This is a genomic window from Aneurinibacillus terranovensis DSM 18919, assembly GCF_000430625.1.
Lineage (GTDB): Bacteria > Bacillota > Bacilli > Aneurinibacillales > Aneurinibacillaceae > Aneurinibacillus_B > Aneurinibacillus_B terranovensis.
Map to the genome: position 1 here is coordinate 1 of NZ_AUMJ01000070.1, position 21,783 is coordinate 21,783.

Consider the following 21,783-nt stretch of genomic DNA (forward strand, 5'->3'; position numbering starts at 1 on the left):
AAGAATATCTATGGCTCTACCTTCTCAAGTGTCTTTAAGACGATCACATCAGACAACGGCTCTGAATTTAGCGAACTAAGTCATGCCATTAACCCAGCACAAGTAGAAGTGTATTACACCCATCCCTACACATCGAGCGAAAGAGGAACAAACGAGCGTCACAATGGACTGATTCGTCGATTCATCCCCAAGGGCAAATCAATTGACGACATCGATGAGTCACTTATTGCCGACGTGGAAAACTGGTGCAACATGCTCCCCAGAAAAATATTGGGCTATCGATCACCAAATGATCTTTACCATGAAGAGTTAAAATCGGTCGTTTAATCTTACAGATTATGGATTATCGTGTGTTGTTGCATTTATTCTTGCAATTTAAGAAACAAATGTGAACATTTCCTTGCCAACGAATACCACTTGAATTATAATAATTAAATATATGTTAATTGTAGATGGAGATGTACGTTATGTTTGCCATCCTACACCAAGATTATATGAACAGCACAACGAAAGGGATTTGCATAACTGAATGCAACGGTAGAGTTTTATTGATGAATGATGTATTTAGTGAAATGTTTAAAATTCCATAGGGAAAAATCAAAGGGTCTAATTGTATCTTTCCCTGCATTCATGATTACATATTCTTTTAAAGGCATTAGCCAAAAAAAGGATGAACAAATCTGAAAAAATCTGAAAAAATTAAACATTTTCATCATGGAAACTAATAATCCGTACTATTCTTCTTTAATTAAAAATTAAGGATTTAGGAAGAGAAATAGAAGGAACGAATAAACTTACTTTTGGCAATTGTGTAGGCGTTCATTTTTTGAATGAATTGAGAACGGTAATATTACAGCGATTTAAAAGCTAATAATATAGAAATGGTTAACGTACAAATCGTTCTACCGTTTCCATCAAATACCTAACTCCATGCTTATAATATCCACAGCACCTGTTTCCTTCAATATGAGGTTATGTGCAATGGTTACAACAAATACCTTAGCGACTCCTTAAATTCAACCTCTTTTGTTTTCCTCTCTCAAATTTTCAATTTACCATTAATTATTAATCGTTTCTTATTGAGGTGTTTATTCTGATTTGGTTAAATAACTATAATTCTACCAGAAGGATAGTCTAATGTAGATTGCAATAAAATAAAGTCATATAAAAAAGTTACGTTGATTCATGAACTTTGTGCGTTAAGGGTTTAAATCACCTAAAAAATGAAAAAAGTATAAAAATTATAGATGCAATTCAACAGGTATAAGACAAATTGTTATGACAGATTCTCGATTGTTGGTGGTGGTAATGTTGAATAAAGAACAATTTTGTAAAGGGTTGACAGAGGCAAATCTTAGGGAAGCATTGGAACGGCAAGAATTCCAACTCTATTATCAGCCTAAGCTCGAGTTAGCTTCCGGAACAATTGAGGGAGTAGAGGCGTTGATTCGTTGGGAGCATCCAGAGAAAGGATTGGTCTCGCCAGCAGAATTTATTCCTCTCGCAGAGGAAACAGGGTTGATTCTACCCATTGGTGAATGGGTATTACGCACGGCTTGTAAGCAAAACAAGGCGTGGCAAGAAGCGAGTATCCCTCCTATGGTTATGGCGGTCAACCTGTCTGCTCGTCAACTTTATCAATCGAATTTAGTCGAGAAGATTCAACTTATTTTAGAAGAAACGGGACTTTCTCCTGAATATCTGGAACTTGAAATTACGGAGAGTATAATGATGAATGTTCATCACGCTCTAAATATCTTAAAAGACTTAAAACGTATCGGTGTCCAAATCAGTTTGGATGATTTTGGAACAGGATATAGCTCTTTATATTACTTGAAAGAATTCCCCATTGATACTATCAAGATAGACCAACGCTTTGTTCGTAATTGTACGGTTGATTCGAAGGATGCCACGATTGTAAAGGCGATTATAGCAATGGCTCACCAATTAAAAATTGAAGTGATCGCTGAAGGAATCGAATCAAAAGAACATCTGATTTTTCTTCAACAGAATTTTTGTAACAAAGGTCAAGGTTATTTGTTTAGTAAACCTTTACCTCCAGAAGAATTGGAACAACGTTTTGTTGAAATAGAGCAAATTACCAATCGAGAGGGAATTCCTCAAAAAGTATACAAACAAAAGTGGTTGGAAGAAGCGTTAGAAAGTGCTCGTCAAGAATTACGAGATACCGTAAGACAGCAACAAGGCATGATTTTTAAGTTTACAGAGCAAAATGGGAAATTTATTCATACCTTGTGTGATGGTGAATTGTTGTATCGTATAGGTCTCACCCCTGAACATATTATTGGAAGGGAACTCATGGATTTCCGTCATGTGCGTGATGCGGGAACGAAACTTCAATATTATCGGAGGGCATGGGAAGGTGAGGAATATGTAACCTACGAAGGGGAACTCAATGGTATTTGGTATCTTGCCTCATTACGTCCTATCCGAAGAGGCGGGCAAGTCGTTGAGGTCATTGGTTCCTGTGTCGATATTACCGAACGAAAGAAAACGGAAGAATTCATTAGGAAATCGGAAAATCTCTCTGTTGTAGGGAGAATGGCGGCTGGCTTTGCACACGAAATACGGAATCCACTAACCTCGATAAAGGGATTTGTTCAACTCTTGCAAAAGGAAGTGGACAAGCCCCTCTATATTGACACGATTTTGTCTGAGATTCATAGAATGGAAGATATTGTGGGTGAATTTTTAACACTTGCCAAGCCCCAAACCCATCAAATGAAAGAAATAGATGTAATGATTCTTTTACAACAAGTGTTTCTATTATTTGAAACACAAGCCATAATGAAAAATATCGAAATTATTCAAGAAAATAGCTTGGATTTCCCGCGTATCTATTGTGACGAAAATCAAATCAAACAGGTGTTTATTCATATTCTTCAAAATGCCTTAGAAGCAATGCCAGATGGAGGAACCATCAAAGTTCAGATGCTTTGGCACGATTCTGACTCTATCAAATTCCGATTTGTTGACCAAGGATGTGGCATCTCTGAGGAACGGATGAAACATATTGCAGAACCCTTTTTTAGCACAAAAGAAAAGGGAACAGGATTAGGTTTAACGATTAGTAAAAAAATCGTCCAAGAACATGGGGGGACAATTAACATTGAGAGTATCGTCAATCAAGGAACCACAGTTGATGTCATTTTACCCATTAAGCATTGTGTTGAGCTTGAACATTAACTATCCCCAAATTCTTATGTTATTCCCTTTAAATAGATTCGTGTTTGAAGGGTATTTTATGGGTGGATGGATTCTCATGTAGTTGGTTTAGGACAAAGTTAAGTGTTGTTGAAATATAATTTGTAGCTATTTCTGCCATTGTAGACAAATAAGGTGAAAATTATCAAAAAAGGCAAATCTGTACGTAAGTCAGGGACGCAAAGCCACAGGTCTAAGGAAAATTGCTATGACAGCTGGGTTGCCGAAGGAGAAACAGCGTATGAATATAAAGTGTAGTCTAAAGAGGTATATTCGATATATCTATTGGAGTTTGGCGATTATAAGCCTTTTTGTTCCTGTCATTATCAAACTTACGTATAATGAACCTATGAGATGGACGATAACCCTTGCGTTTCCAATCCTAATTCTCGCCATGTATCCTGCTTGGAAATTTGGGTTGTTTGCAATATCCTTTGCCAGTGTATTTGAGTATCTTGTAGAGTTTTTTTTGATTCCGACTAATTTTGATAGTGATTTTCCTCAACTTGTTGTGAATTCGACTTTGAACTGGATTTTATTTATGTTGGTTGCCCTTTTCATATTACACTATCATGAAAAATCGGAACAGCTTAGAGCAAGTGAAGAGCGTTATCGAAAGATAGTGGAACTATCCCCTAAAGGGATTGTCATTCATCGAGAAGGAACGATTCTCTATGCCAATCCATCGGCTATGAAAATTGTAAAGGAAGATAATTTGGTAGGAAAATCTATTTTCACGTATCTTCATCCTGATTTCCATGAAATTTCTAAACAGAGAATATCTCAAGCCAAAATTGGAAAAGAAATACCGATTATCGAAGAGAAATTGATACGACACGATGGAAAAATGATTGATGCCGAGATTGGTGGAGTGTCTATCAACTATGATGGAAGTCCTGCTACTTTGATTATATTTAGTGATGTAAGTGAGAGAAAAAAGGTAGAACAAGCATTGCAAGAAAGTGAAAAACGGTATAGACGATTAGTAGAATGGTCACCTGAACCCATCATCGTTTATCAGCATGGATTCATCCAATATGCTAATCCAGCATGTATCAAACTGTTAGGAGCATCGTCTTTAGAAGAGTTGATTGGGAAATCCATTATAGATTATATTCATCCTGATTTTGTTCATTTGGTTGAAAATAGAAACCAAGAAATAAATCAAACTGGAATTTTTGTAGCCCCAACGGAAGAAAAAATCATACGTTTGGATGGAACGGTGATTGATGTAGAAGTCACAGGAACCACTATTAAACATGATGGGAAACCAACGTTCTTGATGATGTATCATGATTTGACGGGGAGAAAAAGAACAGAGGAAGCTCTTCGCAAAAGTGAAGAAAAATATCGGTTGATTGCGGAAAATATGACTGACCTTGTGAGTGTTTTGGATGAAAATGGCATAATAAAGTATGCTTCGCCATCTCATGAATTTGTTTTAGGTTTTACACCCGAAGTCTATGAAGGGAATCTTGCCTTTGATTTCGTTCATTCTGATGACATTCCGCATATTCAAAGTAAGTTTTTGTATATGGTTCTGTCCAAAGAAAATAAGGTTATTGAGTTTCGTTACAAACATATAAATGGCAATTGGGTATGGGTGGAAGCGAAAGGGACACCTGTTTTCAATGAAGAGGGGAATCTGCTTCATTTTCTGGTTGTAGCCAGAGAGATAACGGAGAGAAGATTGTACGAGGAAAGATTGAGTCATATGGCGTATCATGATACGTTAACAGGTCTCCCGAATCGAAGACTGTTTAAAGAACGGTTGGAACAATCCTTAAAAGAGGCAGAGCGATATGGGCGTAAGATGGCAGTCATGTATATGGATATGGATAAATTCAAACACATCAATGACACATTTGGGCATGGTGTTGGAGATGAACTGCTTATACAATTCGCCCAAAGAGTACAAGGCTGTCTTCGGGAAAGTGATACGCTGGCACGACAAGGTGGAGATGAATTTATTATCCTCCTTCCTGAAATTCAAGAGGAACAGGACGCTTTACAAATAGCTAAACGAATTCTTGCCGCTCTCCAAGAACCCTGGCTGATTGGCGAACTTGTATTGCAGACGACTTCCAGTATTGGAATTTCTTTTTACCCTAAAGATGGAACCACAAGACATGAACTGATGAATCATGCAGATACCGCCTTATACGAAGCGAAAGAAGATGGAAAAAACAATTTTAAAACTTATTCTTTATTACGAGTAAGATAGCAAATTCATGATAAAAGAAAAAGCGGGGATAAGGGGAGAAGAAAAAGGCTTGATATGTCAAGGATTTGAAGGGGAAATGAGCGAGGAAAAAGAGCGATTCAGAAACCGTTTTTATTTTACGAGGCAACATTTGAACTCCCGGATTACGTTGATGTAAAAAAAGCACAAGAAGCGATTAATGACTCTTCATCTTGAAGCGGCGGGTGTTCAAGTGGGTTCTCGTGGTGAAATTGTCGTCGATCATTATTTGCGTACAAGTAATCCGAGAATTTACGCCGCAGGAGATGTGACATTGGGTCCACAATTTGTTTATGTTGCCGCTTATGAAGGTGGAATTGCGGCAGATAACGCCATTGCTGGAGCAAACCGAAAAGTAAACCTTGAAGTCGTCCCAGGTGTAACTTTTACCAATCCAGCCATTGCAACTGTCGAGCTCACGGAAAAACAGGCAAAGGAAAAAGGCATCGAAGTGAAAACATCGGTGTTACCGCTAAATGCAGTTCCCAGAGCCATTGTAAATCGGGAAACCACTGGCGTTTTCAAGTTAGTTGCTGATGCGAACACCTTTAAAGGATTGGGAGTTCATGTGGTTGCCGAAAATGCTGACGATGTCATTTATGCGGCAACGTTAGCCGTTAAGTTCGACTTAACTGTTGAGGATTTAAGGGAAAGCCTTGCACCATATTTAACGATGGCAGAAGGATTAAAGTTAGTCGCACTAACGTTTGATAAGGAGTTTCGAAGTTATCTTGTTGTGCAGGGTAATAAGGTAAGAAATGGACGAAGTTTTGGACTCTAGCATATCGTCGGACAATTGAACAGGCAAAAGCCTGTCCTTGTCCGAAGCCAAGAAGTCTCCCACTTTCACTGGTGCTATCGCACCTTCACGTTTAGAAGTGGGAGACTTCTTGGCTAAAAAAGTTAAAGGTTTTTCCTAATTCCTTGGTGCCCAGAGCATAATAGAAACACCTATAATGCATATGGATGCTCCAATCCAGTCGTACATATCTGGTGTTTTTTTATCTACCCACCATCCCCACAAGACAGCAAGAACGACAAATACACCACCATAAGCGGCATACACTCTTCCGAAGGTTGGAAAACTCTGTAGCGTAGGGATTACACCATATAGGATAAGGATGATTCCTCCAACTACTCCGTACCACAATGGCTTAGATTCTCTTAACCACAGCCAAACAAGATATCCTCCACCAATTTCAGCTAACCCAGCTATAAAAAACAAGAATATTGCATAAATCATTTTAAATCACCCCCCCATCTATTAACCTATCATTGTATTTTAGTTAATGCTACCTAAGTGGGTTCCATTGTTAGATTTTATGCTACTCAATTTCACAATCCTGCCTGAGCTGAAGAACGATATTCGCTTTACTTGGTGAATATTGACGTTCTTAGACCATCATTAGTAGCATTGTTTGAGAATAAGCAACTTTCTAATATCATTTTTCTTATAGTTACATCGTCCTTACGTAAGCGTAAAATAGTCCCCACCTTGTGACAGGACGGGGACTATTTTACGCTTACAATTTAATGCAAGGATTGTTTCACACGTAAAAATAGACCAATCTAGTAGCTGATTGGTCTTCATTTTCCACTAACTCACTATAGACTAATGAAATTCAACATCAATACGTTTTTTCGTATGGGGTTCTAATTTAGGCATGCGAATTTCAAGAACACCATTTTTGTAGGTTGCCTTAACACCCTCAGATGAAACACGAGAGGGCAAGCTGACGGAACGCTGAAAACGTCCGACAAAACGTTCTTGTCTGTGTAAGTGCTCTTCCTTTATTTCATTCACTTTATTTATGGTTCCGCTTATAGAAAGGATGTTATTGTCAATATCAATATTTACGTCTTCTTTCTTTTCTAATCCAGGAATATCACATGTGGCGACAACTTCATTTTCGGTGTCGTAAATATCAATACTTGGATTACCGAAGTTTTGTCCAAAGCCTGCTTTGAAATCAGGGAAATCGGTTCGGAAGAAATGATCTAACTCCTGCCTCATGTTTTCAAGACGGCGAAATGGTTCGTAGGGAATTAAAGGCATACGTTGAAACCTCCTCGATAATTTGTATTTTGTATTTCTACAAAATTATATTTCCATAAAACTAAACATTTATTCAGCGCTCTATACAAGAGAAAATCATAAATTCTATTTCGCAGGAGAAAATCAAGGATAACAAGTTTAAGTGACGAAGATGGAGGAGGGTAAAGACAAAAAAACTTCTTATTCGCTTTCTTTCTATAGATAAGGTCATCATATTAGACAGTTTTCCTGGGAAATAAACTTTAAGCGACAGGAATATCTTTCATATGCAAGAATTGTTTACTTCAAAGCAGTATGTTTGTGGCAATCTAGAATCTTTAGTACTGTAACTAATAACTTTTTCACATAATCACCTCTTGGAAAGATCCCAATTATCTTCCCCATGCTTAAAATTACTTATGCCCTGCTGTCGTTAAAATACAATTGCTTATCCTAAGAATCGATTGTAAAAATCGTTAAAGGAAAATACAAAGTAAAGGTAATTGACAAAAGAATTGATGTGTCACATAATATACCCTGTACGGTATATACTGTATAGGGTATATTAAAGCTAAGAGGGTGGTGTAGCCCAGTTGGAATGGATTAATTACGTTTTGCTAGCCCTTGTACTGTGGTTTATTATTCAGAGAATTCTACCTCAGAAAGGTTTGAAAAATCTTGCAGCAAATGAAGTGCAGGATAGGCTTACACAGTCAAAACGGTATTCGTTTATTGATGTAAGGGAAGTCCATGAATATACCCGGGGACACATTAGTGGGTTTAAAAATATCCCGTTAAGCCAACTTAAACATCGTATTGCAGAAATTGATCAAAGTAAAGTTGTTGTTTTAACATGCCAGAGTGGGATGAGAAGCCGTCAGGCTGCAAAAATTCTTTCAAAAGCAGGATTTGAACAGCTTAGCCATCTTAGGACAGGGGTTTCAGGTTGGAATGGAACTTTAGTAAAAGGTTCAGAGTAAGAATGATAAGTTGGTACCGGTAGAATAAGGAGGTAAACCAAATGACAAAAATAATTGGCATTTTTCCTCAACAGGTAAAAGAAAGGCTGGAAGCCGGAGAAAAAATGAATATTATCGATGTCCGGGAAAACCATGAAGTTGCCGCTGGAAAAATACCGAGCGCTAAGCATATCCGACTTTCTGATATACCTCACCGGATCAATGAGATCGATCCAAATATAGAGACGGTTATCGTTTGCCGAAGCGGAGGGAGAAGTGCGCGGGCATGTCAATTTTTAATCCTACAAGGATACACCAAAGTGAAAAATATGATTGGTGGCATGTCTGCCTGGACGGGAAGAACTGAGTAATAGGTTTCAAAAAAATAGCCTATAATGAAAAAAGAGTGTGTAAGAAATTGAAAATCTTGCACACTCTTTTTTTCGCAGTAAAGGTTTATTTTCCTGTATAATATACCCGTGCGGGTATAAAAACGTGTTTGGAACGGAGATGAAAGTATTATGGAATACAGCGATCAAATTAAAAATCGCCTACGAAGAATCGAAGGACAAATCCGTGGGGTTCTAAGCATGATGGAACAAGAGAAGGACTGCAGGGAAGTAGTGACACAATTATCAGCAATTCGCTCAGCGGTTGACCGTGCTGTTGGGCTGGTAGTAGCCACAAATATGGAAGCATGCATTCGAGTGGAACTGGAAAAGGGAAACAATCCAGAATCTGTTGTTAAAGAAGCGATTGATTTACTTGTTAAAAGCAGATAATTATAAGGAGGTACCACGATGGGACACCGATTTGATTTATCCTATATGGCAAAGTTGGACAATCCGGAAATTTCTTAGAACACAGTATAAAAACAGCTGCTTCCATACGAAGCAGCTGTTTTTGCCTGCCTGAGTTGTGTTTAAGAAAATTTTAAAGTTTTTTTAAAAAGAGGTTTAAGCTTACTCGATAAAATAATTTATGGAAATTCAATCTGGTAAAATGTAGACAGGGGTTAGTATCAATAGTTAAGAAAATTTTAAAGGTTTTTTTACGGGAAATTTATGCTTGTGGGCTACAATAAATAAAAACAATTTCTAAGATAAAATTGTACATATTATACCACTGGCTTACCTTGAACTTTTTTTGCGTTTTGTTTGTCCATTAAAAGGAGAGCATAACATAATAAATATGTGAGAGCTAAATGGGTGTTTATTTGATTAATGAATTTAGTTAGGTGAGGTGGCAGAGTTGAGAATGCAAAAAAACAAAAGGATTTTAATTCTCACAGAAAACTTTGGAGACGGTCATTCTAAAGTAGCACAGGCGATCTCAGAGGCTGTTGGTATGAGGTTTCCTGATGGCGAACCTGTGGTATTTGAATTTTTAAAAGAGATCAATCCTGTTGCTTATAAGATGATTCGTTTTTGGTTTTTCCTTATTGTAAAAAAATTTCCGCTTTTATATGGCTGGCTTTACAATGCAACAGGAAAAGTAAGTGATTCCTCGTTTTTCGACCTGATGATTATAAAGTTTATCGGGGTATATAAAATTCAAAAAATGTTAACGGATATCCAGCCTTCTGTTGTCGTAAGCACCTGCCCTTTAGCGGCTAATATCATGTCTAAACTCAAAGAAATGGGACGGATCAAGATTCCCATCATTACCGTTATTACGGACCATACCGACCATCACTATTGGATTTCTCCCTATACGGATAGGTATCTTGTAGGCTCGGACTATGTGAGACAATCGTTACTGCATATAGGAATTCCAGATTCAAAAATAAGCGTTACCGGAATTCCTATTCGCTCTGAGTTTAACACGGTGTATAATAAGCATTTGTTAGTCAGGAAATACAACTTAGATCCATCTTTACCCGTTGTTTTGGTTATGGGTGGAGGGGATGGAATTATAGGAAGGGAACTATCCCAATTGATTGAGTTTAATTCGCTAACCAAGAAAATCAATCTGATTATCGTTTGCGGGCATAATGAAACATTGCGGAAAAAATTAGTCAGAGAATCGAAATACTCTAAGCACCATGTATTGATTACAGGATATGTGAATTGCATTTCTGAATTTATGGCCATTTCTGATCTGATGATTACGAAACCAGGAGGGGTAACCACTTCCGAAGCCATATCTTCACAATTGCCGATGCTGCTTTATAAACCGATACCAGGCCAGGAAGTGGACAATGCAAATTTTTTGGTAAGGTCGGGAGTAGCTATACAAGCTTACGATGGGAAAGACTTAATCGGGTTGCTTCAAGAAATTCTGGTAAAGCCGGCTGTACTTTTTTATATGAAAAGAAATGCGAAAGAACTTAAATATCAATGGGACCCTGAGTTTTTGAATGCTATTTTTCCGAGAGAATACGCAAACCAGGCCCGTAAAACGTTTCAATGTCTGTAAAAAATAAGGAGTCATATAGGATGAAAAAGGATGTAAAGGTGTTAATATTATATGCTCATTATGGTGAAGGACATTTACAAGTATCCCGCGCTTTAAAAACATCTTTTCAGAATGCTGGGATCAGGAACGTTACTGTCAAGGATTTATTTGCCGAAGCCCACCCACTCATTGACAGGGTAACACGTTACATTTATAAGAAAAGTTATACAATCGGATCAGGCTTTTATGGATGGTTTTACAATGTCACTAAGAACATGAATCATAATACGTTTTTGAGCCGGCTGTTCAATTCTTTCGGTATAAGCAAACTACGTGACATCATTCGCCAGGAAAAACCTGACCTTGTGATTAATACGTTTCCCATGCTGGCTATGCCTGAGTTGTGTAGAATCGATGAGATCTCAATTCCTGTGTATACAGTTGTGACAGATTTTACCCTCCATAACCGCTGGATTCATCCCGAAATAACAATGCATTATGTACCAACCATCGATTTGAAGAAAACCATGATGAGAGAAGGAATCGATCCAAAGCGAATCAAAGTTAGCGGAATTCCACTGAGGGAGGAATTTCATTCGCTTGCTTATATGTTTAATTCCTTCCATTTGCTTGATATATATCGGTTATGTCCCTCTAAGAAAACGATCCTTATCATGGCTGATTTTCATAACAGGAAAACGGTCAAGAAAATTTGCAGTGACATTTTATCTGCAGGGGATTATCAAATTTTGTTAGTGTGCGGAAAAAATCAGCGGCTTAAAGAGGAAATGGGAGCTTTTTTTGACGAGCAGCAACTGCCGATTCGGGTTTTAGGATTCGTAAGTGATTTACACACACTTATGGGCATGGCTTCATGTATTATTACGAAAGCAGGAGGAGTGACGCTTTCAGAGGCGCTCGCGCTTGGCGTCCCGCCTGTTATTTTCTCTCCAGTCGCAGGGCAGGAGATGGAAAATGCCCGCTATCTGGTTGATAAAGGAGCGGCTATCATTAGTTACCGAACGGATGATTTGGTTTTTCAGGTAAATCGCCTTTTGCGGGATGAAAAACGGCTGTTTGAAATAAATAAGGCGATCCAATTACTTCGCAAGCGTAATGCAGCTAAAAACATTATTCAGGATATTTTAACCAACATTGAATGGGCTGCAATGAATCTGGACACTGCATCGAGGTAAACAAACCATAAGAAATAAAAAAGAGACCTGAGCGGTCTCTTTTTTATTTCAAAACTTTTACTGAAACATTTTGCATTCCAAAACCACTGACTTGGGAAGGGGTACCGGGAAGGAAGATATCAATCCGGTTTCCTTTGATGGCACTTCCAACGTCTGTAGCGGTGGCTATCATTCCGCCTTTCGGAAGAAGAGGACAAGTGTAACCACTTATTTTGACCTTGCTTCCTAATGGAATGACAGAAGGGTCTACCGCAATGGTTCCGATTTTTAAAGTGTTACCCATGAAATCAAGGTTGGCATACGAATTGTTTTCTGCGGCGGCACCAGAATAGGCTGTGGCAACCATGGAATATTGTTTGCCGGTCGATTCATTACCGATATCTGTTGGTTTTGGCGTGTGTAATTTTATCACCATTCCACCGGATAGATTCAGAGGGTCAATGGATGAATTCTCTTGCAGCAGTAAAGATAAGGGGATGTTAAATTTTTTGGAAATTCCCCAGAACGTGTCCGTATCGGTTGCCGTATATGTACTAGGCGTCGGACACGTCGTAGCTGCGTTACTTTCAGCCAAAGCAGGCGCAGCATAGCCGATGAACGGAACGCTTACAAGACAGGCGATGATTAAATTTTTAATCTGTTTATTCATGTTGTTTCCTCCTTATTATGCCTACGGGGTTAGTTGACGGATTCGGATTAAGGAGCAACCCTAACACTTTTGTGCTTCACCCCAAAAGATTACATCCCCCGTACTTTTCATAGATGAGAAGTTTCGGCCTGTTTTAGTCTACATTAAAAATGTTATCAAACTGTTTTCGTTCAATGAACATAGTGTGGATGTTCGCGTCTCTTAAGAAAATTTTAAAGGTTTTTTTACCGGGATTTTAGGATTGTCGGATACGATGAGTGTGGTGGTATGAAATAACAAAACTCTGTAGCAGGAGGATGACAAAGAATGAAAAAGAAATTTGCAGTAATGGGCATCAGCGCAGCTGTAGGAGCAGCTATGCTCGTTACGACTGCTTATGCCGGCGTTTCCAGTTCGTCAGGATATGATTTGTACAAAACAGCATTTAACAACATGCACCAGGCAAAAAGTCTGACAACAGCCGTGAACGTTTCTGTTACGGATAACGGCAGCAAGCTTCTCACCATGAGTAATGAAGTGAAAATGAATCGCGATACGAAAGCGATGAGTGATGTGACTACCATTGATGCCGCCAACCAGCAAAAAACGATGAATGTCTATTCGCAAAATGGCACGAGGATTATGAAAAGCAGCGACAGTGATGTGTACAAAGTTCTTACATTTGATGGGGTGAAAAAACATCATTCCACAAGTACCGGAAAAGATACGAATGAAAATGGGGAAGTGGGCGCGGTTGAAAATGTGATTGATGCTCTTACTCAAAACATACAAAATAACATTACATTGAAAGCGGAATCCGACGGTTCAAGCGATGTAGAATTAAAGCTATCAAATGACCAATTGCCGCCTGTTGTTAATGCGCTTGCTTCTCTTGCCGTACAAAACGGTATGAATCGCATGGAAAATCACAAACAAACAACTGATCCATTTGCATCTAACGTAATGTCCGCCTTCCCTAAATTGACGGGTAACATTAAAGTAGACAATGTAGATATTACGGCAAACATTAGCAAAGACAGTATCATCCAGCATCAAACAGCAAATATTGAAGTCACGGGAAATGATGCGAATGGAAAAGCGCACGATATTACTATTAACGTGACAGCAGACCTTAGTAATTACAACAGTACCACTCCGGATACGGTTGACTTAAACGGGAAAAAGGTACAAAAGATCCAAGCTAAAGATTTGACAAGACACAACGAACAAGAGTAGGCAGGTCAATGGCAGATAGAGTTCGGCAGCGGGCTCTATCTGTCCTTATAAAGGTGGGAAAATGCATGGAAAAGGTATTGGAAGTCACGAATGTAACGAAATTATATAAGAACGGGCGAGGTATCCGGGATATTAGCTTTACTATTTACGAGGGAGACATATTTGGTTTTTTAGGCCCGAATGGGGCTGGAAAAACAACGCTGATGAAGATTGCAACAGGATTATGCCGGGCACAAAGAGGGGAAGTGAAGATTTTTGGCTACGATATTGACTCTCAACAAGAAAAGGCTCTACAAAAGGTAGGGTGCATTATCGAAGAACCTGCTGCTTATGAATACATGAGCGGATACAAGAATCTGCTTCTGTCCTCAAGATTCTACAGCGATATCACAACATCAAGAATAGACGAAGTGTTAGAGTTTGTTGATTTAGCGCAGGTTAAACATGAAAAAGTAGCCGGTTATTCGTTAGGGATGAAGCAAAGATTAGGCCTGGCCGCCGCCCTGTTATCAAAGCCGTCATTTGTTATTCTTGATGAGCCAACAAATGGATTAGATGTTGAAGGGACTGTAAAAATCCGGGACATCATTACCCGTTTGTCTCGCGAACAAAATGTCACGTTCTTTGTTTCCAGCCACCTCATCCATGAAATTGAAATCATGTGTAACCGAATCGGGATCATTAATAATGGGCGCTTAATTAGAGAAGGATTGGTTTCTGATTTGCTGGATAATCAGAAAGAAACCCTGGAAGCATTCTTTATTAAACAGGTAAGAGAGGAAAGGGGGCAAGCATAATAAATGAATTCTTTATCTGCAGGCGTACGCAATGAAACCCAAAAAATATTTCTAAGAAGGAAAACGTTTATTTTTCTCTTTCTTACAGCAGCCTTTCCTGTGGCAAGTGCTGTCCTGTTTTCCTTTGTTCAAAGGAAATCGGGCTTCACGATAACTGACAGTGTTAACTTTCCGCTCCTTGTGTTAGGGTTGGTTGTGAATTTTCTTCTGCCGCTTTTCATCTTTATGACGGCTTCAGATGTATTCGCAGGTGAAGAAGGGGATAAAACGTTAAAAATTGTGTTAACCCGGCCAATTACCAGGTTAAACGTATTTGTATCTAAAAATGCTGCGGTCGGGATTTTTATTATCATCCATTTAGCTGTTATCTTTGTTGCTTCTTTTCTTTCCGGACTCGTTTTGGAAGGAACAGGTGCCATGCAAGGATTGGGGGAAGGATTAAAAGCTTACATTGTATCCTGCATTCCAATGATTTCTTTATCCTTTGCGTGCATCTTTTTTGCCCAGTTTTTTAAAAGTGCGAGCGGCGCCTTAACTACTTCCATTTTTATCTACTTGTGTATAAAAGGGCTGCCTTTTATTTTGCCCAAATTGGCTAAGTTTTTACCGTTTTCGTACACAGATTGGTATACACTGTGGCTGGGACATACAGCCGGAATCGGGAATATATTCCCTGCATTTATGTATCTTCTCTCCTACAGTATACTGTTCTTTGTAGCAGGGTTTTATTTGTTTGACAGAAAAGAGCTGTAGGTGAAAGCTATGTCCATAAAAATGCGTCTTTTGCTATCGTATATTGCTATGCTTATCATCCCCCTTATTTTAACCTTTGGTGTGGGTGTAGGAATCATTAAAATAAATGTAGGCAGTATCCAAAACATCGCCACGATTGGAGAAACAGAGAAAAATTTACTGTCTGAAGGTGCAAAAATATTCACAGATATTAAGTTAACAGCCACAAAAAACCCAGACCAACTCAAAAATATGGAATATCTTCGTGGAATGGATCAAAAGCTGTCGATCATCAATACAGGCATTGTTGTACGGCAAAATAATACTGTTATTTATGCTTCCAATCTATTTAACGGAGAAAATATCACAGAATATCTTCCGAAAGTCAGACATCATCAAAAAGACAATCACGAAGAAATTCATGATCCCGAATTCATTGGTAATCATTTGTATTTAATTAAGCAGCTTGATTTTCATTTCAGAGACGGGCAATCAGGTAGCGTATTTTTATTAACGAGTGTAGGGCCGATTGGACAATTCGCCTATAAGTTAATGATTACCATGATTATTGCTTTTGTATTGATTATTATTTTTACAAATGGTATCCTGACATACATTGTCTCCCGAAGCATTGTAAAGCCGCTGAAATCATTAAAAAAGGCGGCAGAGCAAATTAAAGAGGGCAACTTGAATTTTGTTTTGGAATCGTATCCCAGAGACGAGATAGGGGAGCTCGCCGGAGCATTCGAGGGAATGCGGCTGCAATTAAAAACATCCGTTGAACAGCAAATACAGTATGAAAACAACCGAAAAGAGTTAATTTCCAGTATTTCGCATGACCTTAAAACGCCGATAACAGCAATTAAAGGGTATGTAGAGGGGATCATGGATGGGGTTGCCGATTCTCAGGAAAAAATGGAACGATATATTAAAACCATTTCCTTAAAAGCAAATGATCTTGATGAACTTATCGACCAGTTATTTCTATTTTCAAAGCTTGATTTAAAGAAACTTCCGTTTAATTTTGAAGAAATCGATCTCCATGCTTACTTACTCGATTGTGCGGAAGAGATGGAGTTTGATACCGGGAGAAGTGGAGTCGCCCTCCAATATCATACAGAAGTAAAAGATCCATTGATGGTTATCGCCGATAGGGAACAATTAAAAAGAGTGATTATGAATGTCGTTGAAAACGCGGTTAAATATATGAACAGGGAAAATGGAACCATCGATATTTATTTGACTGCGAGTCAAACGACCGCCACCATAAAAATTAAGGATAACGGACAGGGGATTCCCCGTCACCTGCTTCCTTTTATTTTTGATACATTTTACCGGACGGATGCGTCCCGCAATTCTTCTACCGGCGGCAGCGGGCTTGGTCTTGCTATATCGAAGCGCATTGTTGAAGAGCATGGGGGAAGGATATGGGTGGAAAGCATAGAGGGAGAAGGAACGAGTATTCTGTTTACATTAAAAAGAGCATGAGTGTCAGAGGTGGGGAGAAACGTGAAAAATAGCATTTTAATCATTGAAGATGAACGCAGTATAGCCGAGTTAGAACGGGATTATTTTGAGATTAACGGCTTTATGGTGGAAATCGAACAAAATGGAACCAAAGGAATGAAGCGAGCGCTAGCGGAGGAGTACGATTTAATTATTCTGGATTTAATGCTTCCCGGGATTGATGGATTTGAAATATGTAAGCAGATTAGAAACAAAAAAGATATACCGGTCCTAATGGTATCTGCTAAAAAAGAGGAGTTTGATAAAATCAAAGGTTTGGGTTTTGGTGCAGACGATTATATCACGAAGCCTTTTAGCCCCAGTGAGTTGGTTGCCAGAGTCAAAGCCCATCTGTCTCGCTATGAGCGGTTGATGGGTAAACGTGAACAACAAAATGAAGAAATTAAGATTAGAGGCATCTCGATTGATAAAAGCGCAAGACGGGTGTACGTCAATAATAAGGAAGTGATTTTAACAACAAAGGAATTTGAGTTGTTAACCCTGCTCGCTTCTAACCCCAATCGAGTGTTTTCAAAAGAAGAGCTATTTGAACGGATATGGGGTATAGACTCTATCGGAGATATCAGCACAGTAAGTGTGCATATACGGAAAACGCGGGAAAAAATAGAACTGGACCCTTCCAACCCTCAATATATTGAAACCATCTGGGGGGCCGGCTACCGGTTTAGTGTGTAATTTCTTTAGACAATAGGAATCGTGGGATTGGGGGACATTACTCAAAAGGCATACCTGCCTATTCTTTCCTGCGAAAAAAATTGGACGTTAAAAGAGAAGCCATTAGCCGCAACAATTGAGGAAGCAGAGAAACTTGTTGAATTAAGCGTAAAAACAGGAAGAAAGTACGACATTACTTGATGATTTTATTCATCTTGTCGATCTTGTTCGATGGGTTGCAAATAAAGACATTGTTTCATTTGACGGGGTTATTCCAGTTAATGAGGAAAATAATTTACTTAGACTATATGGAGCTTTAAGAGAATGGAAATACGATTGTAAAACCTTCCTCGTCCTGGCAAACTTTATTAAATAAAAGGGGTTTTGCAGGGGCGATAGACCATTTTATTGAATCGGTGATTGGGGATACGAGTCCGGTTATCGATGGGGAAGAAGCATATAAAACTCAGCTGTTACTAAGCGAACTGATTCAACGGTTTGTTGGGAAAAGCAGGATTTAAGATTTCCTTGACCTCATTTTTTGATAAGAACATGTACAGCCAGCCTGAGAACCGGTCTGGCTTATTTATGTTCCTAAAATAACCTATGGTTCCATTTATTAAACGGTAATTATGTGCACATATTCAGCTTCAAACCCTCATGGATCCGAGAATACTAAGAGGAAAATTGTCTCGCTCTCATCAATCTCTAATGTTACGAAAAAAGTTTGTTAACATTTTTCGTTTATGATTAAGATATCGTTTTATGTCTTTAACTGATTTACTTCTATGCATCGGCAGCCATGAACCAGGAGGAATTATCCATGAAGTCAAATGTAGCTATTTTGTCAGGTAAATTTGCTGGAAAAGTAAGTCGGACTCTTGGAAATGACGCTACAAATATACCGGGCGTGATTGCACGTAAAATTGCACCTGATTTATTAAAAACGTTAGCGAATCAAATTGAACATCTCATTCTTATAACGGGGACAAATGGAAAAACAACGACTTCCAATATATTGGCAAGTATTTTAAGGGCTGCTGGAAAGTCGGTATTTAACAACGAGGAAGGTGCGAACCTTATAACAGGAATTACTGCTTGCTTTGTAAAGCATGCCAAAATATCAGGAACACTGTCCTATAAGTACGCGGTAATTGAAGTGGATGAAGCTGCGTTATCTCAAGTCGCCAAACAAGTTCAACCCGAAATGATGGTTTGTACAAACTTTTTTCGGGATCAACTGGACCGTTTTGGAGAAATTGATACATTAATAAATACTGTGAGGAAAGCCATTATACCTCTGCATACGAAGTTGGTTTTAAACGGGGATGATCCGTTAGTTATGCGTCTGAATAAACTCGAAAAGAAAACCGTTTTCTTCGGAATGAACAAAAACGTAAAAGGATTCCAGCTGCACGGCGTTAGTGAATCTAAATTTTGTCCGGATTGCGGCAATGAACTTCACTACGAGGCGATCTATTATGGGCAATTAGGGTACTATTCATGTAGCTGCGGATTTAAACGCCCTATTCCAACGTATGAAATTGATTCCCTTCACCTGGGGCATGCGCCCTCTTTTAGCATCAACAATTTCACTTTTCATATTCCAATTAGTGGGATTCACAATGTGTACAATGCTCTTGCTGCCATTGCCTGTGCAAAGGAACTTGGAATTGAAAATACAGACATTGAAAAAGGACTCCTTGCTTACGAAGCTTCTAACGGCAGAATGCAGAGCTTCGAATATAAAGGCGTACCTTATATCTTAAACCTTGTGAAGAATCCAGCCGGTATGAACATCACACTTGCCCAGCTTTTAATGGATTATGAGGATAAACAGATCGCGATTATTTTAAATGATTTAAAGTATGATGGGACGGATATTTCTTGGATTTGGGATGCGGATTTGGAACAACTAAACCGAGAGGACATTAAAAAGGTGATATGTGGGGGGACTCGCGCCCATGACCTTGCGCTACGCATTAAGTATGCAGGAATTGATACAAATAAAATTGTTATCCTTACTTCTTATGACGAAGTAGTTGATTATTGTATTCAACACTCCATGAAAACATTTCTTCTTCCAAACTACACGGCATTAACTCCAATTAGAAAAAAACTCGTGTCTAAAATGATACAGAAATCCAAAGGAGCATAATCATGCAGCTTACGATTTACCACTTCTTCCCCAAAAAATTAAATCTCTACGCAGACCGGGGTAACATCATCGCGCTGCAAAAACGCTGTGAGTGGAGAAGCATTGCTCCACAGATCATTGAGGTTGACTCGGTTGAGGAAGCGAATGTAATGGAAGCTGATATTGTAGTGATTGGGGGTGGGAGCGACCGGGAACAAAGTCTGGTGACAGAGGAATTGACAAAAATTCAAAGCGAATTGAAATCAGCCATCGAGGACGGCGTTTCCTGTCTCGCTGTTTGTGGAGGCTATCAATTTTTGGGAGATTACTACCAGCTCCCTGACGGTAGTAAATTACCTGGCTTAGAACTCCTTGATTTCTACACCGTTTCCAAACCTGCAAGATTGATTGGCAACATCCTGCTCAATTCCGAAACATTTGGGAACATCGTTGGTTTTGAAAATCACGGAGGCCGGACCTATCACTCTTATAAACCATTAGGGGAAGTCGTTAAAGGACATGGCAATAACGGAGAAGATGGTAAGGAAGGTATTCATTATAAAAATTTAGTTGGAACGTATCTGCACGGTCCGCTCTTGCCTAAAAATCCGCAAATTGCGGATTATCTCATTTCCAATGCATTAGAGAGAAAGTATGGAAACGTTAAACTTTTCCCATTAGATGACCAATTAGAAAATACGGCAAACAAGCTGCTATGGGAAAGAGAATTACATAGTTGATAAGGTATAAAAAAGCAGCTCGGATAAGACGAGCTGCTTTTTACTGTTCTGACCGTTAAACGATACCGACGATTTGTTTAAATTGATTTATCGTTGTATAAGGGTAAACGGTATTTCTGGGCAATTCATATTTGGGGCTGCCCGGATAAACATACCCTGGTTTTGTTGTAACAGCCATTCTAAAACCAAGGTTTTTTAAAATGGCAATATCGGTTTCGTTGTATTTTCCATATGGATAAGAAAAATAATCAGCATGCGTTAAGGCTCTACAGGCTTGCAAATCCTGTTTTACTTCCGCCGGGGGTTTGGCCACTAAATATGCCTTACCGTTCAGCATACGGTGGAATTTATGTGTATGAGCCTGAATATTGAACACATCAGAATGGGCCGGTATTTCCGGCCAACTAATGCTCGTTAATTTGTTTGGGTCAAAATGCTGTGGTTTTGGCGGAACCTTCCCTGTGATAAGAAAGATGGTCGCTTTATAATGATATTTTTTTAAGATGGGGTAAGCATATTTATAATTGCTTAAATATCCATCGTCAAACGTAAGTACAACACTCTTTTTTGGAAGTTTAATTTTTCCATCCACGTATTGTTCAAGTTCACTCATCGTAACAGAGGTGTACCCGTGATCGTGCAGCAATTTCATCTCAGCTGCAAACTGTTCAGGTGTGATTACTGTCGCATTTTTTATGAATTTTTTATTATCCTTATTCTCAAGCAAATGATGATACATCAAAATGGGAATCCCTTGCCCTTTCAGCAGCTTTTGACTTCTAAGAATTCCTTGTTGATAGAGTACAGGTACATGGGATGTAACGGCATTTATTGCCGCATTTTGTTTTACCAAAACAAACGCGGTTCCCAAAACAATGATACTAAAAACAACAGAAAACACTTTTTTCATATCCACTTCTCCCTTACAAACAGTCAGCCGTCAATAATTGTCTAAAATGTGTGCGTGCGGTAAAACCATCTGTTATGTAAGGATAATATGTATTCATTAGGATTTAATGAGATATGTTCAACAGCACGCTGTTCTTAATCGTTTCTAATGTCTTTTTAAATCAATTCTCATGCTTTGATGGTACATTATCAATATGGACAGAGGCTCGCCTCTAATCCTACACAAAACCACGCACAATCAACAACCCAGACAATAAGCCGATTCCTTACTGCAGGCGGGAAGCGGCTTATTGTTTTTTTTACCGTTAAGGAAAGTATATGTTGCTTTACAGTGTTAAAGCAACATATACTTTCCTTCCATTGGTCACC

The 21,783-nt window shown here is 38.8% G+C and carries 19 protein-coding genes, 2 pseudogenes and 2 riboswitches; of the genes and pseudogenes, 17 read left to right on the plus strand and 4 right to left on the minus strand.

Annotated elements, in window-relative coordinates:
* From H525_RS24055 to H525_RS0113315, 4 genes and pseudogenes are all read left to right on the plus strand, one after another.
* The coding region (locus H525_RS24055) for an IS30 family transposase (RefSeq protein WP_035101097.1) at positions 1-327 on the plus strand (327 nt) is incomplete at its 5' end.
* A gap of 951 nt (positions 328-1,278) precedes the next feature.
* Positions 1,279-3,207 (plus strand): EAL domain-containing protein, encoded by a 1,929-nt coding sequence (locus H525_RS25685; protein WP_081413399.1) that lies wholly within the window; start codon positions 1,279-1,281, stop codon positions 3,205-3,207.
* Between the two features lie 161 nt (positions 3,208-3,368).
* A riboswitch (cyclic di-GMP riboswitch) is annotated at positions 3,369-3,453 on the plus strand.
* The gene (locus H525_RS25690) at positions 3,434-5,449 is read left to right on the plus strand and encodes a sensor domain-containing protein (protein ID WP_155837278.1); all 2,016 of its coding nucleotides are present in this window, start codon (positions 3,434-3,436) and stop codon (positions 5,447-5,449) included. (Overlaps the previous riboswitch by 20 nt.)
* Positions 5,450-5,633: 184 nt before the next feature.
* Positions 5,634-6,214: pseudogene (locus tag H525_RS0113315) on the plus strand (FAD-dependent oxidoreductase); the annotation flags it as partial.
* A gap of 169 nt (positions 6,215-6,383) precedes the next feature.
* On the opposite strand, the gene H525_RS0113320 reads toward H525_RS0113315, so the two are convergent.
* On the minus strand, positions 6,384-6,710 hold the full coding sequence (locus tag H525_RS0113320; protein WP_027416607.1) for a YnfA family protein: 327 nt from the start codon (positions 6,708-6,710) through the stop codon (positions 6,384-6,386).
* Between the two features lie 369 nt (positions 6,711-7,079).
* Positions 7,080-7,523, minus strand: a complete 444-nt coding sequence (locus H525_RS0113325) for an Hsp20/alpha crystallin family protein (protein WP_027416608.1) — start codon at positions 7,521-7,523, stop codon at positions 7,080-7,082.
* Between the two features lie 572 nt (positions 7,524-8,095).
* Between H525_RS0113325 and H525_RS0113330 the strand changes: the two genes are divergently transcribed.
* From H525_RS0113330 to H525_RS0113350, 5 genes are all read left to right on the plus strand, one after another.
* Positions 8,096-8,482, plus strand: a complete 387-nt coding sequence (locus tag H525_RS0113330) for a rhodanese-like domain-containing protein (RefSeq protein ID WP_027416609.1) — start codon at positions 8,096-8,098, stop codon at positions 8,480-8,482.
* A gap of 41 nt (positions 8,483-8,523) precedes the next feature.
* Complete coding sequence (locus H525_RS0113335) at positions 8,524-8,832, plus strand: rhodanese-like domain-containing protein (protein ID WP_027416610.1); 309 nt, start codon at positions 8,524-8,526, stop codon at positions 8,830-8,832.
* Positions 8,833-8,982: 150 nt separating this feature from the next.
* The gene (locus H525_RS0113340) at positions 8,983-9,243 is read left to right on the plus strand and encodes a metal-sensitive transcriptional regulator (protein ID WP_027416611.1); all 261 of its coding nucleotides are present in this window, start codon (positions 8,983-8,985) and stop codon (positions 9,241-9,243) included.
* 475 nt (positions 9,244-9,718) lie between these two features.
* A complete protein-coding gene (locus H525_RS0113345; RefSeq protein ID WP_035101099.1) occupies positions 9,719-10,879 on the plus strand; it encodes an MGDG synthase family glycosyltransferase in 1,161 nt (386 codons plus the stop codon).
* Between the two features lie 20 nt (positions 10,880-10,899).
* The gene (locus tag H525_RS0113350) at positions 10,900-12,054 is read left to right on the plus strand and encodes an MGDG synthase family glycosyltransferase (RefSeq protein ID WP_027416613.1); all 1,155 of its coding nucleotides are present in this window, start codon (positions 10,900-10,902) and stop codon (positions 12,052-12,054) included.
* Between the two features lie 43 nt (positions 12,055-12,097).
* Here H525_RS0113350 and H525_RS24070 read toward each other — a convergent pair whose 3' ends face one another.
* Positions 12,098-12,703 (minus strand): 3D domain-containing protein, encoded by a 606-nt coding sequence (locus tag H525_RS24070; protein ID WP_051331030.1) that lies wholly within the window; start codon positions 12,701-12,703, stop codon positions 12,098-12,100.
* Positions 12,704-12,706: 3 nt separating this feature from the next.
* A riboswitch (cyclic di-AMP (ydaO/yuaA leader) is annotated at positions 12,707-12,842 on the minus strand.
* Positions 12,843-13,009: 167 nt separating this feature from the next.
* Here H525_RS24070 and H525_RS0113360 point away from each other — a divergent pair.
* From H525_RS0113360 to H525_RS0113400, 8 genes and pseudogenes are all read left to right on the plus strand, one after another.
* Positions 13,010-13,918 carry a hypothetical protein gene (locus H525_RS0113360; protein ID WP_027416614.1) on the plus strand — a complete coding sequence of 303 codons (909 nt, stop codon included), beginning with the start codon at positions 13,010-13,012 and terminating at the stop codon, positions 13,916-13,918.
* 65 nt (positions 13,919-13,983) lie between these two features.
* Positions 13,984-14,715 carry an ABC transporter ATP-binding protein gene (locus tag H525_RS0113365; protein WP_027416615.1) on the plus strand — a complete coding sequence of 244 codons (732 nt, stop codon included), beginning with the start codon at positions 13,984-13,986 and terminating at the stop codon, positions 14,713-14,715.
* A gap of 3 nt (positions 14,716-14,718) precedes the next feature.
* Positions 14,719-15,468 (plus strand): ABC transporter permease, encoded by a 750-nt coding sequence (locus H525_RS24075; RefSeq protein ID WP_051331031.1) that lies wholly within the window; start codon positions 14,719-14,721, stop codon positions 15,466-15,468.
* A gap of 9 nt (positions 15,469-15,477) precedes the next feature.
* Complete coding sequence (locus tag H525_RS0113375; RefSeq protein WP_027416616.1) at positions 15,478-16,935, plus strand: sensor histidine kinase; 1,458 nt, start codon at positions 15,478-15,480, stop codon at positions 16,933-16,935.
* 21 nt (positions 16,936-16,956) lie between these two features.
* Positions 16,957-17,649 carry a response regulator transcription factor gene (locus H525_RS0113380; protein ID WP_027416617.1) on the plus strand — a complete coding sequence of 231 codons (693 nt, stop codon included), beginning with the start codon at positions 16,957-16,959 and terminating at the stop codon, positions 17,647-17,649.
* A 12-nt stretch (positions 17,650-17,661) separates the two neighbouring features.
* Positions 17,662-18,149: pseudogene (locus H525_RS29600) on the plus strand (Gfo/Idh/MocA family oxidoreductase).
* A 302-nt stretch (positions 18,150-18,451) separates the two neighbouring features.
* Positions 18,452-19,786, plus strand: a complete 1,335-nt coding sequence (locus H525_RS0113395; protein ID WP_027416618.1) for a Mur ligase family protein — start codon at positions 18,452-18,454, stop codon at positions 19,784-19,786.
* Positions 19,787-19,788: 2 nt separating this feature from the next.
* Complete coding sequence (locus H525_RS0113400) at positions 19,789-20,505, plus strand: type 1 glutamine amidotransferase (protein WP_035101104.1); 717 nt, start codon at positions 19,789-19,791, stop codon at positions 20,503-20,505.
* Positions 20,506-20,560: 55 nt separating this feature from the next.
* On the opposite strand, the gene H525_RS24080 is transcribed toward H525_RS0113400, so the two are convergent.
* Positions 20,561-21,415, minus strand: coding sequence for a polysaccharide deacetylase family protein (locus H525_RS24080; protein ID WP_051331032.1), 855 nt, complete (start codon positions 21,413-21,415; stop codon positions 20,561-20,563).
* Positions 21,416-21,783: the final 368 nt, after the last annotated feature.